The organism is Carnobacterium sp. FSL W8-0810, assembly GCF_038007125.1.
Classification (GTDB): domain Bacteria; phylum Bacillota; class Bacilli; order Lactobacillales; family Carnobacteriaceae; genus Carnobacterium_B; species Carnobacterium_B inhibens.
The window spans coordinates 1,704,516-1,720,930 of the sequence record NZ_JBBOWO010000001.1; the positions used below are offsets into that span (position 1 = coordinate 1,704,516).

Sequence of the window (16,415 nt, forward strand, 5' to 3'; positions counted from 1 at the left end):
TCCATTAACGAACTTGTAATTCTTACATGTATTAGAATAGCATAGAATGAAGCGAAATAATTAAAGTTTTCTTTAATCAGTAGTTAATTCAGAACAAATTTGATACAATGAGACAAGTTAATTTGAACAGGAAGGTGTCATTTTTGAAAACAAATAAAAAGAACAATAATAAAAAGAAAAAGTCACATATTCCTTTTCGGTTGAATTTTTTATTCTTTACGGTATTTTTATTATTTGCTATGTTGATCCTACGATTGGGATATTTGCAGATTGTAAAAGGTGAGGAATTTGAAACAGAAGTTCAGAGAACAGAAACGACTTTAGCAACCGGAACTGTGCCACGGGGCGAAATCTATGATCGTCAACACCGAAAGTTAGTTGGCAATGAGGCGCTTCAAGCTATTACGTATACAAGAGGAACTGGCGTTTCTGGTGAAGATATGGCTAAGATTGCTTTGAATTTGGCCAAGTATATTGAAATGCCAAATATTACTGAATTTGAACAAGACAGTGATTTTGATTTATCGAAAAGAGACTTAAAAGATTTTTGGATCTCTTTGAATGAAGAAAAAGTAAATAAGCGTATCTCGGATAAACAAAAAGAATCATTAAGCGGTTCAGAATTGTACCAAGTTCAGGTGGATAAAGTTACCGATGAGGATATTCAATTTACTGAAGAAGAACAAGAAGCGGCAGCTATTTTTAAACGAATGAATAGCGCATACGCTTTGTCTACTATTAATATTAAAAGTGAAGATGTAACCAATGATGAAATTGCAAAAGTGAGTGAAAATCTTTTAACTTTACCTGGTGTTGATACTGGTACGGATTGGGTCAGAACTTATCCAGAAGAGAATATGCTCAAAAGTATCCTTGGAGACGTTACAAGCGAGTCTGAAGGTCTGCCAGAGAATAAAGCAGCCACTTATTTAGCACAAGGATACGCGCGAAATGATCGGGTAGGAAAAAGTTACCTTGAATTGCAATATGAAGAAGTGTTAAGCGGGTCAAAATCAAAATCGGAAACAGAAACCAATCAAAATGGGGATATCGTCAATACTATCCAAAGTTATGCTGGCGAAAAAGGCGATAACCTTGTCTTAACGACTGACATGGATTTTCAAAAAATTGTGCAAGACATCGCTAAACAATCTTTAGCTACCGAGAGTGAAGGGCTGAATGATAGCATATATGTTGTCGCAGCTGATCCAAATAATGGTGAAATTTTAGCGATGACTGGTCAAAAAAGGAATTCAAAAACCGGAAAAATTGAAGATCACACTTTAGATATTATTAATTCGAGTTTTCAAATGGGATCAGTCGTAAAACCAGCAACCGTATTAGCTGGATATATGGATGGAGCCATTACATTATCGGATAATGTATTAGTTGATGAACCTTTACAAATTAAAAGTTCTAAACCAATCAGTTCTGTATTTAATCGCTCGGGCAGCATTGCATTAAATGATATTACAGCGTTGGAGCGCTCTTCCAATGTTTACATGTCAAAAATAGCTTTGCGTATGGGTGGAGAATACGATTATTATAAAAATATGACCTTAGACATTGATTACAAGGCAGTTATTAAAAAAATGAGAAATTATTATGCTCAATTTGGATTAGGTGTGAAAACGGGAATTGACTTGCCAGGGGAAGGTTCAGGCTTTATAGGAACAGCTGATAATCCAGGATTGGCTTTACAGTTTTCTTTTGGTCAATATGATACGTATACACCGATTCAAATGCTGCAATACGTTTCAACCATTGCAAATGGCGGGAAACGCATTGCTCCTCGTCTAGTTGATGAAATTAGAGGAACAGATGCAGATGGAAATTTAGGCGCTATTCAAACCCAATTAGAAACAGAGGTTTTGAATATTGTCGATGTTGGAGAAGAAGAAATGGACCGTGTTCACCAAGGGATGTACCAAGTAGCTAATGGCGCTAACGGTTCAGCTACAAGTTACTTCACTGGCGCTGAATATACAATTGCCGGTAAAACCGGAACAGCTGAAGCTCCTTACTATGGGGATATAACAAGCAGAATAGGAGAACTGACAACTAACAGGACTTTTGTAGGATATGCTCCATATGATGATCCTGAAATTGCGATATTTGTCATTATTCCTTATCTGCCAAATACCAATAGTAATCACGAAAATACGATTGTTGCTCGTAAAGTTCTTGATGCTTATTTCCAAGTTGGCGATTATGCTGATCTTTCAAAAGAAATTGCTGATGAAAATGAGTCGGATACAGAATAACCAACATGTAAAAAGGTTTTGCCCTATCAAATAGGCAAAACCTTTTTTATACGTACATGGTTCAAATTTAACGAGTCCTTTACAAGGACACTATTCCTTTAGGTATAATTAACTAAAAGGATTAAATTATTAAGTTTATTTTACAGAGTATTTTTTTAAACTTAGGTATGTTAAACTTGATTTTGAGAATAAGAAGAAGAGGTGAAGTTAATGGACTTATGGATAATAGTGATTATCTTATTAGTCATTGCAATTGCATTAATGGGCTGGTCATTTTATAAAAAAGACAATGGCGAGAAAATTAAAGAAGAATTTGAAGAATTATCATTGCAATTGTTACAAGATATCTATAGTTTGAAAAAACGTGTTTCAATTTTAGAAGAAGAGTTAAATATTCAAACCAAAGAAACTCCTACTTCAGCTAAAATTCACGATGTTCTAAAAAAACATGTCATCAGTTTGTATACCCAAGGTGTAGCAGTAGAAGATATTGTTATGCAAACACGTTTATCTGAAGCAACTGTAAAGGTTGTTATTGATGAATATGTAAAAAGTAATTAATCTTTAATGAAGGAGAATGACAGAATGAGTAAACCGGCATTACGTTACTTATCATTAGGATTTTTAGTCTCGGCGATTGTTCTTGCAGGCTATCGACTTTTCCTTTATGATGCTCCAGCTGTTGCTTCAAAAGGTGAAGAAACGCAAGAGGTTGTATTAACTAAAGAAGAAGCATCCTATAAAGATAAGTATGAAGCATTGCTTGCTGAAACAGAAGTTGCTAATTTAGAAAAAGAATCTACAACAAGTGAATCTGAAGTTGTGGAAGAAGAAGCAACTAGTGAGTCAGCTGAAAGTGCAGAATCTGAGGTTGAAGAGCCTAGTGAAAAGAAAATTACGGTTGTAATCAATGATGGAGATCCAAGCAGCGTAGCTAGTCAACAATTAGCTGAACAAGGCCTGATTGATGATGCCTTTGATTTTGATAAATTTTTAGAAACTAACAGCTATGCATCACTTATCCGTCCTGGGTCATATGAAGTTTCAAGTGAAATGACCTATGATGAGTTGGCTAATGTGCTGATGGAGAATAATTAAATTAAAAAGAAGAGCGTAAAGTAAAAAAACTTTACAACCTCTAAAAAAATGCTGGCATGTTTAAATAAAAAGTGATATGATATTTAAGTCGGAAGACAATGAAAATATGTCTTCAAATACTGTTTAATGCTTGGAGGGAAAATCATGCGTGTAAACATCACATTGGAATGTACAGAATGTAAAGAACGTAATTACATCTCAAAGAAAAACAAACGTAACAATCCGGACCGTGTTGAATTCAAAAAATACTGCCCGCGCGAACGTGTTGTAACTTTACATCGTGAAACAAAATAACATTTTTGTTATTTCAATTCGCAAAAAATGAGATTAAATAGATTAAGACTTGAGTTTTTAACTCAAGTCTTTTTTTATATCCAATTTTTTACAAAAAGATCATTGTATTAGGTTCAATGTTGAGTATTTGCTATACTGAAAGTAACAAAATGAAAAGGTGGTTTTAAGAATGGATAAATGTGAAGTATTTTTAAGTAATGGAAAATCAATACTAGTCACTTGTTCTACTGAACAATTGCTGAATAAAGTAACAGATAAAGATGGAGAATTATTAGAGAATCTTGTTTTAATAGAAGAAGAAAGCGGAGCTTCTTGTTATTTAAACCCAAACCAAATTGTAACCGTTTCAGTTTCTCAATCAGAATCAGAACAAGATACGAACAATTCAAAAGAAGAGTCTGAAGGAGAACATACAGAAGAAAATTTAGATGCAATCCAAAACTTAAGTAAAGATATTGGAAACATGGAGTAACAACTTATAAACAACTGAATAAGGTAATGGAAAAAATACTGCTCAAGTTTAGATACAAATGCTAAACTTGAGCAGTATTTTTTAGTTTATCGTTTTAAAAAGGAACTTACGTATTTTTGCCAAGAATAAGATCCTTTATGTTATAATAAATGGTAAAGTTTGCTGATTATCAGATATGTAAAATCGATTAGGTAGATGATTTTAGTGAATAGAATGGAGTTGACTTTTTTGGAGTATCATACCAAAATGAAAATAAAGCGTTTTTTTAGAAAACCCGTGGTAACGTATGCTTTTTTATTTATTCAAATTCTAGCTTTTATTTTGATGACTTTGGATGGCGGAAGCACAAATACTGCTACTTTAGTGAAGTACGGAGCTAAGTTTAATCCTTATATTTTATTTGGAGAATGGTGGAGATTGATCACCCCAATATTCTTGCACATAGGATTTATGCATTTGCTCATGAATTCAGTTACCCTCTATTATTTAGGTGAACAGCTCGAGAGTGTATTTGGTCATTTACGTTTTGCTGGTATTTATTTACTCAGTGGAATAGCGGGAAATCTTGCGAGTTTTGCCTTCAGTGATTCTATATCTGCTGGTGCTAGTACTTCTTTGTTTGGATTATTTGGAACAGCTATTATGCTTGGTCAAACATTTAAAAACAATCCGGCAATCCAGCAAATTGCTAAAAGCTTTGGTACCTTGATCATTATTAATATCGTATTTGGGGTATTTAGTTCTTCTATTGATATGGCTGGGCATCTCGGCGGGTTAGCAGGAGGTTTTTTGATTGCGCATGCCATCAGTGTACCTAATCCAATGAAACATTGGAGGAAAAAGCGAATAATTTATGGCAGCCTTTTTGTTGTGATAATTATTATCTTGACTCTTATAGGATACCTCTCTGCATCTACCGCAATCTTTGGACTTTAGGAAGTGAACTAATGAGAACATTATATGATGTACAACAGCTATTGAAGCGATTTGGTATTTTTGTCTATATCGGAAAACGGATATGGGATATTGAATTAATGATGGTTGAGATAAAGAAATTGCATGAAAATGGTTTAATAGAAAATGATGAATATTTACCCGCTTTACTTGTTTTAAAACGAGAACATCGAAAAGAAGTAGAATCAGAAACAAAAAATGATTAGAAACTTGAATGTGGAGGAATTAGAATGTCAAAGAAAATTATTGGAATCGATTTAGGCGGTACAACTGCTAAATTTGCTATTTTAACAAATGAAGGAGAGATTCAACAAAAATGGAGTATAGTAACGGATATTACCGATAAAGGTACTCATATTGTACCTGCCATCGTGGACTCTATTAATGAACAACTTGAAAAATATCAATTATCTCCTGAAGATTTTATAGGAATCGGCATGGGATCACCAGGTACGGTCGATCGTACTGAGGGAACCGTCATTGGTGCTTATAACCTGAATTGGACTACAAGCCAGCCTGTTAAACAATTGATCGAAGAAGGCACAGGTATTCCATTTGCTATCGATAACGATGCAAATGTAGCCGCTCTTGGTGAGCGTTGGAGAGGGGCTGGAGAAAATGAAGATGATGTTGTCTTTATTACTCTAGGAACCGGTGTTGGTGGAGGAATTATCGCTGGAGGACGTTTGGTCCATGGTATTGCAGGTGCTGCAGGAGAATTAGGCCATATTACAGTTGACCCAGAAGGATATGACTGTACATGTGGGAAAAAAGGCTGTCTCGAAACAGTAGCAAGTGCTACAGGAGTTGTCCGTTTAGCAAGAGACCTTTCAAATGAGTATTCTGGCGATTCTAAATTAAAATACAGTATTGATGATGGTCAATTGATCACGGCTAAAGATGTGTTTGATTTAGCAAAAGAGAATGATAAATTGGCAGTATCAGTCATTGATAAAGTGGCTTATTACTTAGGTATGGCTTGCGGCAGCGTCGCAAATGTATTAAATCCTTCTACTATTGTAATTGGTGGCGGAGTATCGCATGCAGGAGTATTTTTAACTGATCAAATTAAAACGTATTTTGATCAATTTACTTATCCTACGATTCGCAAAACAACAAAAATCAGATTAGCTGAATTAGGCAATAATGCAGGCGTTATTGGTGCAAGTTCTTTAATTAAAGAACATTTAAATGGTACATTATAAAACTTAAAAAATTGAATAAATAGCGTTAAAAAAAGTCACTAGTTTAAGACGATTGACGAGGCTTCTTAGGTAGGCTTCGTTAATCGTTTTTTTATATACTAAAATACAGAGAATAAAGAAAATACATGATTTTGAGAAAGATCGTATATTCAGGACCTCAAAAGAACGAAAAAATTAGTTTATAGGAGTGAATTATGAATAAAAATTTAACTAATCATAAAATAAACATTTATCCTATTAAGCCAAAAGATTTGGAAGTTATTTGGAAAATAGCTTATGGGCAGAAAAAAATAGTTGGATGAATTGGAATGGACCATATTTTAATAATCCTATTTATGAAAAAGCAGCATTTATTAATCAAGTTGGGGAAAAATGGATAGCGGAAGACAATACTTGGAGCATTACATATAATAACGAAATTATTGGAACAGTTTCTTATTATTATGGTGATGGAAATTTAAATAAATGGCTTGAAGCTGGAATTTGTATATACAATCCTGAATATTGGAACAAAGGAATTTCTACTATTGCTTTAAAGTTATGGATTGATCATTTATTTGAAAATGTAACGAATTTACCTCACATCGGTTTTACTACTTGGTCTGGAAATAACGGAATGATGCGTGTAGGTGAAAAAGTAGGCATGACGTTAGAAGGAAGAATAAGAAAGGTTCGTTATTGGCAAAATCAATATTGGGATTCTATCAAGTACGGAATTCTTCGTGAAGAATGGAATAATCTATAGTTAAGTTATCCATAAGGCTTTTTGTACCGATCCTTTTATGTTCCTATGTGAGTATATATAAGGATCTGGTATAACAAACTCTAGCTTTTAAGTAGTTATGATAATAGAGATTTAATAAAACAATGGGAGAGGAATAAATAATGAAAAAAAAGCTAACGTATTCATTAAAAAAGCAAATTGAATCTTTTTTTGATTTAGTTGGAACAATTTTCCATTCTATATTTTAATATAATTTCAATGAAAAAAAGAACCTTGTGGTAAAATTCTTTTTTTATTCACTAATACGTTAAAAAAAGACAGCAAAAAGAATAAGTGGTAGACCAAATCCTAAAATAAGTAGTTCAATAATATCTTCTGGCTCCATCTTAGAAATGGTTTCTAAAATACTACTAGTTGTTTTTTTCGGTGGCGTTTTATTGAGTAACTCATCTATGGAAAAATTATAAAATTCACTAAGTAGTTGGATCATTTCCAAATCGGGGATACTTTTACCTAACTCCCATTTAGATAATACCTGTCTAGAGATATTTAACTCTTTAGCGACAAAAGACTGAGACATTTTTCTTTCTTCACGTTCATATTTTAATCGTTCTGCTAACTCCATAAATTGAGCCTCCTAGTTTGTTAAGTTAGATCTATATTTAATAGTTTCGCTTAAAATAACTAGTTCTGCAAGCAATGAATTGTTGCAAACCCGCAACGAATTGGTGCATACATGCTGTAGGTTTGATTCATCATCGGTTCATTACATATCATTCACTAAAATACATTAAATTCTATAAAATAATGTATTATACCACTGTTTTTTGTTAAAATAAATTTATAAATATAGAAAAAATGGCTTGGAATGTTTTAAGAGGTCAGAAACGGGTACTGGGTCAGCAAGAAAAAATTTACTTATAAATAAAGTCACTATAGATTTTTTTATGAATTAGAAAACTGAAAGGAAGTAGTTATGAAAAATTATAAAAAGATTTTAGGCTATGTTTTAATTTTAGTAGCTGTATTACTATTAGTTCGTTTACCCAATATGGTCTATCCAATGCCTGATGAGGATGGAATGGATATTAACCTCTATATCCTAGAAGCGGTTTTAAACATAGTAAGGTATGTTGTTCTTTCCATATTCTCTTTTGTTTTAGGTATAAAACTTGCATTTAAGAATTAGATAGAATTTTTATTTGCTTATACATAAAAGTGCTTAGAATCATGTATTGCAAGAATAAGAGCTTTAGCATTTTTGATTAAGTGCTAAAGCTCTTATTTGTATTTATTTATGATTTTTGATAAATGTAAACCACTGGTTGCTAGATGTAAACCATTGTGTGCGTTACTTTCCAATCAAAGTGAGAGACAATAAGAGCTATAAATGAAGTCTTTCCATTCTTAATTTATAGTAACTAGGAGGCAGAGTAATGAAAAAGTATGATGACTATCAAAAATCTATAAGATATAAGTATGGCTATTTTTCCTTTCTATTTTTAAATAGCTTATTAGTATTAAATTATTTACTTGGATTATTTTTTAATTTGAAGTGGGGAGCAACTAAAGAGCTAGAAACCATGATTATACTGTTTGTAGTAGGAATATTTTTTGCAAATGCCTGTGTCTACCAAAATGCTTACTTTCATAAAAATGATGATAAAAAGAGCTACTCTTGGTTATTTTTAATAATAGGTGGAATCGGCTTATATACAACTTATCAAACTTATTTAATTTCTCCTGAAGAACTAATCATAAATGGGGAGATAGGCAGAGGAGCTATTCAATTATTTTCAGGTCTTATGTTTGTTTCTATTCCACTAACCTATTTTATAAGGAACAGAATAGATAGTAAAAGAAATAAAGACCAGTAGTGACCTTCAAGCTAAGAATTATGTTAAATAAGGTTTATATTAAGGGGAAAGGAGGCTTATAGTGAAGTTTATACAAAGAACAGTAGAACTTAAATGGCCTATATTGCTAGTTGAATTTTTTTTCTTGATTGGAGGAATTCTCCTCTTAATTAGCGGAATAAAATTGCAAAAAAAAAACAGAATAATAGCTTTAATTTGTGTGATTACTGGAAGCCTGCTTACGTTAATTTCTTTATACATTTTACTTATAACAGTCATATTTGGATATAATTCCTAATCAACTGCAATATAAATAAAGCATTAACTTTTAATAGTGTTTAATTATTTTACGGAGGTGTTAAGATGAAAAAATATCAAAAATTCCTGATAGTTGCATTGATAATATTGGCTATACTTATGTTTGCTCCTGTACTTTTATACTTAGTTTATAGTTGAATTGATACGTATACAAAATCTTGTTATTTCATGTATTTATGAAATGATAAAAGCTGATAAGAAAGGAATAACTATTGATGAAATTTAGTTTAACTTAAATCCTAGTTTCATGTCTCCTCTTATCTATAGTAACAATCATTATTGGTTATTTTTATGGGCCATACTTATTCCTATTCAATATAGATAGAGAAGAACTATTAAGAACACAAAAAGAGCTAGCATTGAATTATACAGTTGGGAAAAATATGCTCTATATTGGGTTCTTTGGTTTTATTTGTTCAGCAATTTGTCTGTTGTTAAATAAAATCAAGATCTTAAAAAATAAATTTAATAGGAGTTAGAGATTGAATGGGTCTTCCAACATTATTAAAAATTGTTGCTGCGACGGATATGATGAGTATGATTATCCTTATTATTATGTGGGGAAATGAATTTTTAAATGGATACACTGACAACTTACTATTTAAAATTCTATTCATTTTGATTGGTTTTGTGCGTGTTTATTATTATATTAGAAAGTTAAAGTCCATAAATATATAGATAAAAAAATATTTCTTACTTGTAGGCTGGTTAACTGCCGCTTATTCATGTAAATAAACACACACACTTTGAGGAGTATATGTGTCATTATTGTCCAGTTAACTAATGCGCTTAATGATATAATTCATTTAAAAAATATTAGATAATAAAGTCAGATATGTAATTATTTGAGAGAGGTACAAAATGAAAAAATCTAAGCAATTGATTTTCACAAAAATTCTTTATAGTTTATTTACAATAATGACTATACTATCGCTTTTTATTGTTTATAAAAATAGCGACAATGAACTTTCTTTTAAATTTTTAGTAGGATATTTATTTCTTGCTTTCTTCATGCTAGCATACGTTCCTCTTATAGCCATTGTGAATACAAGGAAGTATAAATGGGTTTATATAAGAAAAAGTATCTTTAAATTTATTGCCTTATTTATTTTATTAAGTATTTTGAATTATGTTTTTGAGTACATCATTAGGCCCTCTAAAATAGATTTATTCAGCATTTTTTCTACTAGCGCAGGTCTATCTTTTTGTATTGCTTTTTTTGACATTATATTTTTAAAAGAAGATAGATGAAATTAGATAAAATAATGTCTTTAGATATTAAAGCGGATAAATTACGTGCTAAGCAATCATAATTTTCAATTATACATTTTAAAATGTTTGTATCTAAGGTGTTAAGATTCATCGCTTTGAGGAAAGGAATGAAGGCATGACTGTCACAATAAAGCGTAACACTGGTTGGTTCGGTAAGGGTTCGAGAATTTCAGTAAAATTAAATGGAGAAAAAGTATTGAAGATTGCAGATTCTCAAAAAACAGAAATCATTATTCAAAATGACAAAGCACTTTTGCAAGTAACCCAATTCGGATCTAGAAACAATAAAACAGAAGTTACAGACGGGGATACAGTTGAAATAACATCAGCAAAATGGAGTTATATACTTTATTACTCCTTACTTGTTTTTACTCTTATCCTGAATTTTAGTGCACATTCAACTTCACTTACATTTACAATGTATATAACCTTTCTTGTTTTTGGCTTCGTCATATTCTTTGGTAGTTTCTTTTTAGTAAATACATATCATCTAAAGATATTGGATAATAAAATAAAAAATTGATCTCTTGATAAAAAATACATGAATTGTTTTAGAGATAAAATCACACATTGATATATGCAATTGTATAGATGTGTTTCCTAACACCGTTTAGGTTCTTCCAGTTCTTATAAAAAGAAACAAAATAAAAAAATTACAATAGTGTCAAAATAATTGTGGAGTGAAGTGTTTATTTCTAATCTCGACAATAAGGAGAGATAATCCAATGTTAAAATATATAGTCGCTAGTGGTATTGCTCTTAGTGCCCTATTTGTTTTATTAGAAATAGGTGTCAATATATTTGGGAATATGATAAAGATTAAGAGAGAAGCAGGAATTTCACTAAAAATTCAATTCATGAATGCAATAAAAAGTAAACAATGATCTGTATTCTTCTTTATTTCAATCCAAGATAGATTTAATAAAATCTAATCGTTTTAGTGAATGGTACAAAAAGAGGACAAATATTATGAAAAAGTTTGTTTGAAAATGTTTTTGACCATTTATCTCTTAGAGTGAATTAAAGAATGTTTACTCGATAAGATTAGTCGCTTTCCAGCTAATAAATTTTATATAAATTAATACACACATATAAGAGACAACATAAAAGTAATAAAATAAATACCGACAACTGTCTGTCAAGGGGGAATTTAAATGGACATAGGATGAACTAGGGAACATAGAGAAGGGCATGTTTATAAAAAAAGAGTAGGATACTAATCCTAACTCTTTTTTGTGACAGGTGTTGCATAAATTTTTATATGTTCTAATAAAAGATTTATTATTTGTCATTTTTTTCCTTGATCAACCCAATAATCGGTAATACCACCCAATTTAGACCAACTCCAACCAACGATAACGAGACCAATGACTGCTAAAAGCATTATTAACATTTTATCTCCTCCTGATACTTAATTGTTTATTTATAATAGTACATAGAACTAAACAAAGTAGTTTCCATAAAATCATATATCATTTTTATGAGAGAAGAGGGCCTTTAAATGAGTTGCAACGTCCAACCATTATTGATTTCTTCACCCTTTTTGAAATATTAGTGTTTATTTTTTTTTGTACTATTTATAATATACATATTGAATATAAAGTTTAGTTGGAAAATATAACTAGCTGTTCTTGCAACAGATCCTTCTTGAAAAATAAATAAAAGTCCTATAAAAAAGTTAAATAGAGCTAGGTAAAAATTTGGTTGTTTAAAAATTTCTTTATTCAAAAAACCCCTCCTAAATTAGTGAATTCTTGTATATAGTATAAATTAATTCTTTTTTTATTGCTTCTATAGTAATTAATATAGGTAACACGCTCAACCTTATATTTAATCATAATTACTTTTTAACCGTAAACTGAAAATAAGCGCAATTAGATGGAAGAGCAAACCAATTACAAAAAAGATTAACCCAAACTTAACTAAAAAGATATCGGCGTCTAACCATCTGCCTAAATCAAACTTATCTGTACCAACTGCAAGTATAGAGGGGGAAACTAATAGAAATCCTATTAATGATATTCCTAGAACTATAAAAGATAAAAATTGAAATGTAATTAGTAATTTTTTCATTGTTGTTCTCCTATTTTTAGTTTATTTTCAATGGAAATACTTTAAGCATTGTTTATTTACGTGATTTAGCTTTTTCAACTATTTTTTTCGCTTGAACTAAATCGATAGGATAATAGTCCTGTCTAATATTTTTAATAGTTTGTATTTCATTCATTACTTTTAAATATTCTAAGGCATCTTTAATCATTTTAGATTGATTATATGAAAAGAGACTCTTTAATTTGTTTATTTCTGTCGCTTGAAGATACGTTAGTCCTCCTAAAACTAGCACTACTGTCATTAATAAATAGATCATCAGCAAAACTCCTATTATATATTGATAAAACATTGTTTAGTAGAAAGTAAATAGTTTATTTTTTTATGTAGTTCTTAACAACTACTTTAATCATTACAATGATAGTTAATAATGGAATAGCCCAAATGAAACTATAAAAAAATTCTGAAGTAAATGTATTTTTTATAGTGTCTTTATTGTTCAACATAATAATAAATTTAGTGCCTATAAGCATTCCCGCAAATAATAAATAGGATTGACCAAGTGTTTTAAGAAATTTTTTAATTTTATCTGACAATTTGATTTCCTTCTTTCTGCTAAATTAAAAGAGCTAGGCAGTCTTGACATGAGTAAAATACATGTGGAGATTGGGATAATTCATTCTCTATTAACTCGTTTTTAACATCAATGCAGCGTGAAACAATAGTTGTGTAAAAGTTTAAGACCGTCATCTTTTCAAGGCATCTGAAACAATTAAACCGAATCCAATTAGTAAACCAAGCACTATCCATAATCCTAAAATAGTAATGGCAACTACTCCAATTACTTCCTTGGGTGCGTGGCTGAATTCACGAAAAAGCTGACTCGTTTCTACATAATCAAAAATAAGTTCTTTTAGTCCATTAAATCCCATAAAGAGTAACGCATATAAAAATCCTTCTTTAAACCGAATTAATTTAGTTTTTTCCATTTTTATAGTAACTCCTTTTATCATTCAATTAGTTCTATTTTGTTTAAATTATTGGTTCTGCTTTCCTTCAACTTTTCTCCTAATGCCAATTGCCTTCTTCCTTATTTATTTCTTATCTCTATCATACGAAAAGGGAAGAGTGTTGGCTATAAACCATTAGTTGCATAGTAGCACCCATTGGTTGCTACTATGTAAACCAACACGTTCTTTTAATTTTATGAGATGAGATAGATAATTTGATTATGAATTATTTGGTTAGAAGAATGGCTATGGGAGATAGTATAATGAAAAAAATAAGTAAAAAAAATTGTTATCAGATTGTATCGAACTTTACTTTTTGTGGTGCTATTTTGGCGGTATTAAACAAAGAAATCATTTTTGGCTATACTTTAATTATTCTAGGTTATTGTCTTCTTCGCAAATCAGATTTAGAAGGCTAAACAATCTAATGAATCTTTTAAATTGAATAATGGTTAAGATATATAAACTAATGAATAGAGGTTATGTAATGATGTCAAAAAAAAGAGCTAAGCCTATCCTTAAATTCGAAGAGAAAGTAAAATGACCAAAAAAAGTTTATTGTCAGTAGTATTTCTTTTAGTAATCTTATTGCCTTTTATTTTGATCTTCGGTCGGGAATTACTTTCAACAAACCCTGACAATCGTTATCGTGCATCTGGAACTTCCTCTACTGCTCATGAAATAGGGATAGATGACTATTATAGTGTTCAATCAATGTCTGCATCATTTTCAGTACTCCAATATGAAAATGAAGAAATACATATTGAATTTGCGGACAGTATTGTTAAATTAAATTGGAATAATGATTATATTATTGCTTCTAGCAAAAAAGATGATCTGGATGTTTATTCAGATGTGTATTATTTAACTAAATTAGGCATTCATCGCCCATCCTCCATAGGTGGGTGATGAATGCCGTTTGGTCTAAGGGTTACCTTTGGTAACTTGAAAATCGACTTATCAGGCTTATTGCCTTTTTATTTTATTCTTATGATATAATCTGTCTATAAAAGAATGAAATGATATAACAATAGAATTAGCTACAAATAATCATTCGGTATTTCTACTGCATGATCACCTTGTCTTAGTGACTAAGTATCGTAGACAAGTGATCGATGATGAACTATCCAAATTCGCTAAAAGTACTTTTGAGCGAATTGCTGAACCGTACCACATTACATTAGTTAAGTGGAATCATGATAAAGACCATGTTCACATCCTGTTCAAAGCTCAACCAAAAACAGAATTGACAAAATTTATCAATGCATACAAAAGCGCTAGTTCACGCTTAATAAAACGGGATTATCCTAGAATAAAACAATTTCTTTGGAAAGAAATGTTTTGGTCGAAAAGTTTTTGTCTTTTGACAACTGGTGGCGCACCAATTGAGGTCATCAAGAACTATATTCAAAATCAAGTCACTAACCATAAATAGAGAGTAGGTGAACCTTATGGAACGACTAAAAGCATATAAATTTAGAATTTATCCAACAGAAGAACAGGAAATTTTCTTTGCTAAGTCTTTCGGTTGTGTTCGTAAGGTCTATAATCTCATGTTGGATGATCGAATGAAAGCTTATGAAGACTCAAAAAATGATTCTTCTAAGAAAATGAATTTTCCGACCCCAGCTAAATACAAAAGCGAATTCCCGTTTTTGAAAGAAGTAGATAGCCTCGCTTTAGCGAATGCACAACTAAATCTAGATAAGGCGTACAAAAATTTCTTTCGTGATAAATCCGTTGGATTTCCTCGATTCAAAAGCAAGAAGAATCCTGTTCAAAGTTATACAACCAATAATCAAAATGGAACAGTCGCTTTAGTGGATCATAAGTTCATCAAATTACCTAAAGTGAAAACATTCGTTAGAATCAAGCTGCACAGACAACCAAAAGGAATGATCAAATCGGCTACAGTATCTCGTCAGTCAAGTGGGAAATACTTTATTTCTTTGTTGTGCAAAGAAGAAATAGCTGAATTACCTAAACTAACTACTGCTATTGGAATAGACCTTGGTATTACAGACTTTGCGATTCTTTCTGATGGTCAAAAAATTGATAATAATAAATTCACTTCTAAAATGGAAAAGAAACTAAAGCGTGAACAACGTAAGTTGTCAAGACGTGCACTTTTAGCTAAAAAGAAAGGGATTAATCTTTTTGAGGCAAGTAATTACCAAAAACAAAAACGAAAAGTTGCTAGACTGCATGAAAAAGTAAGGAATCAACGTAACGACTTTTTGAATAAGTTGAGTACAGAAATTATCAAAAGTCACGATAACATCTGTATTGAGGACTTAAACACAAAAGGGATGTTGCGTAACCATAAGCTAGCAAAAAGTATTTCTGACGTTTCGTGGTCTAGTTTTGTAACTAAATTACAGTACAAGGCTGATTGGTACGGTCGGGAAATCATCAAGATAGATAAGTGGTTTCCATCTAGTCAAATTTGTTCAAGATGTGGTCATAAAGATGGCAAGAAAATGCTCGAAATCCGCGACTGGACTTGTCCTATTTGCCAGGCTTATCATGACCGAGACATAAATGCTAGTATCAATATTCTGACCGAAGGTCTGAGAATAAAAGTATTAGTTTAGCTAAAAAAAGAACCGTAGGAACTACGGGGATAGCTTGGTAAATAAGAGGAACCGCTGTGAGTAAAGAAATACACTTGCAAGTATGCTCTATTCCCAAGAAGCTCCCACTTCAAGCGCTAAGAATCATTAGGTTTAGCTAAGTGGTGAGTAGTTCACTAGTTATCAGAGACACCAGAGAAGTTGTCGAATATGATTCACTAGAACAATTTTCAAAGGAAATGAAAGCAAAGAATATTAACTTAGAATTGGAAAGAAAAGTAGCATTTGATTGGTATTAACTATTTAATTTAAAAGGCGCACTTACA

General features: G+C 31.3%; 24 protein-coding genes. 18 read left to right on the forward strand and 6 right to left on the reverse strand.

All coding sequences use genetic code 11. The features are described 5' to 3' along the window. Nucleotides 1-143: 143 nt before the first annotated feature. The 9 genes from NST49_RS08240 (at nucleotide 144) to NST49_RS08280 (ending at nucleotide 7,032) form a co-directional block, all read left to right on the forward strand. Entirely contained in the window at nucleotides 144-2,264 is a 2,121-nt protein-coding gene (locus NST49_RS08240) for a peptidoglycan D,D-transpeptidase FtsI family protein (RefSeq protein WP_341048003.1), read from the forward strand. A 210-nt stretch (nucleotides 2,265-2,474) separates the two neighbouring features. Further along, nucleotides 2,475-2,825: a hypothetical protein gene (locus NST49_RS08245; RefSeq protein ID WP_023178155.1), complete on the forward strand. Its 351-nt coding sequence runs from the start codon at nucleotides 2,475-2,477 to the stop codon at nucleotides 2,823-2,825. Nucleotides 2,826-2,849: 24 nt separating this feature from the next. Next, nucleotides 2,850-3,362, forward strand: a complete 513-nt coding sequence (locus tag NST49_RS08250; protein WP_023178152.1) for a hypothetical protein — start codon at nucleotides 2,850-2,852, stop codon at nucleotides 3,360-3,362. A 144-nt stretch (nucleotides 3,363-3,506) separates the two neighbouring features. Then, nucleotides 3,507-3,656 carry a 50S ribosomal protein L33 gene (rpmG, locus tag NST49_RS08255; protein ID WP_034536796.1) on the forward strand — a complete coding sequence of 50 codons (150 nt, stop codon included), beginning with the start codon at nucleotides 3,507-3,509 and terminating at the stop codon, nucleotides 3,654-3,656. Nucleotides 3,657-3,825: 169 nt separating this feature from the next. Beyond that, the gene (locus NST49_RS08260; protein ID WP_034536794.1) at nucleotides 3,826-4,128 is read left to right on the forward strand and encodes a hypothetical protein; all 303 of its coding nucleotides are present in this window, start codon (nucleotides 3,826-3,828) and stop codon (nucleotides 4,126-4,128) included. 246 nt (nucleotides 4,129-4,374) lie between these two features. Then, nucleotides 4,375-5,064, forward strand: a complete 690-nt coding sequence (locus NST49_RS08265; protein WP_341048009.1) for a rhomboid family intramembrane serine protease — start codon at nucleotides 4,375-4,377, stop codon at nucleotides 5,062-5,064. An 11-nt stretch (nucleotides 5,065-5,075) separates the two neighbouring features. Then, nucleotides 5,076-5,288, forward strand: coding sequence for a YqgQ family protein (locus tag NST49_RS08270; RefSeq protein WP_023178144.1), 213 nt, complete (start codon nucleotides 5,076-5,078; stop codon nucleotides 5,286-5,288). A 24-nt stretch (nucleotides 5,289-5,312) separates the two neighbouring features. After that, complete coding sequence (locus tag NST49_RS08275; protein WP_023178142.1) at nucleotides 5,313-6,287, forward strand: ROK family glucokinase; 975 nt, start codon at nucleotides 5,313-5,315, stop codon at nucleotides 6,285-6,287. Between the two features lie 262 nt (nucleotides 6,288-6,549). Then, nucleotides 6,550-7,032, forward strand: coding sequence for a GNAT family N-acetyltransferase (locus NST49_RS08280; protein WP_341048011.1), 483 nt, complete (start codon nucleotides 6,550-6,552; stop codon nucleotides 7,030-7,032). Nucleotides 7,033-7,318: 286 nt separating this feature from the next. Here NST49_RS08280 and NST49_RS08285 read toward each other — a convergent pair whose 3' ends face one another. Beyond that, nucleotides 7,319-7,636: a helix-turn-helix domain-containing protein gene (locus NST49_RS08285; protein ID WP_341048014.1), complete on the reverse strand. Its 318-nt coding sequence runs from the start codon at nucleotides 7,634-7,636 to the stop codon at nucleotides 7,319-7,321. Nucleotides 7,637-7,987: 351 nt separating this feature from the next. Between NST49_RS08285 and NST49_RS08290 the strand changes: the two genes are divergently transcribed. From NST49_RS08290 to NST49_RS08310, 5 genes are all read left to right on the forward strand, one after another. Next, nucleotides 7,988-8,200: a hypothetical protein gene (locus tag NST49_RS08290; protein WP_034536790.1), complete on the forward strand. Its 213-nt coding sequence runs from the start codon at nucleotides 7,988-7,990 to the stop codon at nucleotides 8,198-8,200. A 247-nt stretch (nucleotides 8,201-8,447) separates the two neighbouring features. After that, nucleotides 8,448-8,888, forward strand: a complete 441-nt coding sequence (locus NST49_RS08295) for a hypothetical protein (RefSeq protein ID WP_187949193.1) — start codon at nucleotides 8,448-8,450, stop codon at nucleotides 8,886-8,888. Between the two features lie 1,158 nt (nucleotides 8,889-10,046). After that, nucleotides 10,047-10,436, forward strand: a complete 390-nt coding sequence (locus NST49_RS08300) for a hypothetical protein (protein WP_341048019.1) — start codon at nucleotides 10,047-10,049, stop codon at nucleotides 10,434-10,436. A 136-nt stretch (nucleotides 10,437-10,572) separates the two neighbouring features. Then, nucleotides 10,573-10,980, forward strand: a complete 408-nt coding sequence (locus NST49_RS08305; protein WP_341048021.1) for a hypothetical protein — start codon at nucleotides 10,573-10,575, stop codon at nucleotides 10,978-10,980. Between the two features lie 202 nt (nucleotides 10,981-11,182). Beyond that, nucleotides 11,183-11,341: a hypothetical protein gene (locus NST49_RS08310; protein WP_341048023.1), complete on the forward strand. Its 159-nt coding sequence runs from the start codon at nucleotides 11,183-11,185 to the stop codon at nucleotides 11,339-11,341. A gap of 667 nt (nucleotides 11,342-12,008) precedes the next feature. Here NST49_RS08310 and NST49_RS08315 read toward each other — a convergent pair. The 5 genes from NST49_RS08315 to NST49_RS08335 form a co-directional block, all read right to left on the reverse strand. Further along, on the reverse strand, nucleotides 12,009-12,185 hold the full coding sequence (locus tag NST49_RS08315) for a hypothetical protein (RefSeq protein WP_023178115.1): 177 nt from the start codon (nucleotides 12,183-12,185) through the stop codon (nucleotides 12,009-12,011). Nucleotides 12,186-12,287: 102 nt separating this feature from the next. Continuing rightward, nucleotides 12,288-12,530 carry a hypothetical protein gene (locus tag NST49_RS08320; RefSeq protein WP_341048025.1) on the reverse strand — a complete coding sequence of 81 codons (243 nt, stop codon included), beginning with the start codon at nucleotides 12,528-12,530 and terminating at the stop codon, nucleotides 12,288-12,290. 52 nt (nucleotides 12,531-12,582) lie between these two features. After that, on the reverse strand, nucleotides 12,583-12,825 hold the full coding sequence (locus NST49_RS08325; RefSeq protein ID WP_341048027.1) for a hypothetical protein: 243 nt from the start codon (nucleotides 12,823-12,825) through the stop codon (nucleotides 12,583-12,585). Between the two features lie 55 nt (nucleotides 12,826-12,880). Continuing rightward, nucleotides 12,881-13,102, reverse strand: coding sequence for a hypothetical protein (locus NST49_RS08330; RefSeq protein ID WP_341048029.1), 222 nt, complete (start codon nucleotides 13,100-13,102; stop codon nucleotides 12,881-12,883). Nucleotides 13,103-13,252: 150 nt separating this feature from the next. Continuing rightward, nucleotides 13,253-13,495, reverse strand: coding sequence for a hypothetical protein (locus NST49_RS08335; RefSeq protein ID WP_341048032.1), 243 nt, complete (start codon nucleotides 13,493-13,495; stop codon nucleotides 13,253-13,255). 284 nt (nucleotides 13,496-13,779) lie between these two features. On the opposite strand from NST49_RS08335, the gene NST49_RS08340 reads away from it, so the two are divergent. The 4 genes from NST49_RS08340 to tnpB all read left to right on the forward strand — a co-directional run bounded on the left by NST49_RS08340 (nucleotide 13,780) and on the right by tnpB (nucleotide 16,110). Further along, nucleotides 13,780-13,935, forward strand: coding sequence for a hypothetical protein (locus NST49_RS08340; RefSeq protein WP_341048034.1), 156 nt, complete (start codon nucleotides 13,780-13,782; stop codon nucleotides 13,933-13,935). 121 nt (nucleotides 13,936-14,056) lie between these two features. Continuing rightward, on the forward strand, nucleotides 14,057-14,425 hold the full coding sequence (locus NST49_RS08345) for a hypothetical protein (RefSeq protein ID WP_251165968.1): 369 nt from the start codon (nucleotides 14,057-14,059) through the stop codon (nucleotides 14,423-14,425). 121 nt (nucleotides 14,426-14,546) lie between these two features. Then, nucleotides 14,547-14,951 (forward strand): IS200/IS605 family transposase, encoded by a 405-nt coding sequence (tnpA, locus tag NST49_RS08350; protein ID WP_341048695.1) that lies wholly within the window; start codon nucleotides 14,547-14,549, stop codon nucleotides 14,949-14,951. A gap of 16 nt (nucleotides 14,952-14,967) precedes the next feature. Continuing rightward, complete coding sequence (tnpB, locus tag NST49_RS08355; protein WP_251165969.1) at nucleotides 14,968-16,110, forward strand: IS200/IS605 family element RNA-guided endonuclease TnpB; 1,143 nt, start codon at nucleotides 14,968-14,970, stop codon at nucleotides 16,108-16,110. Nucleotides 16,111-16,415: the final 305 nt, after the last annotated feature.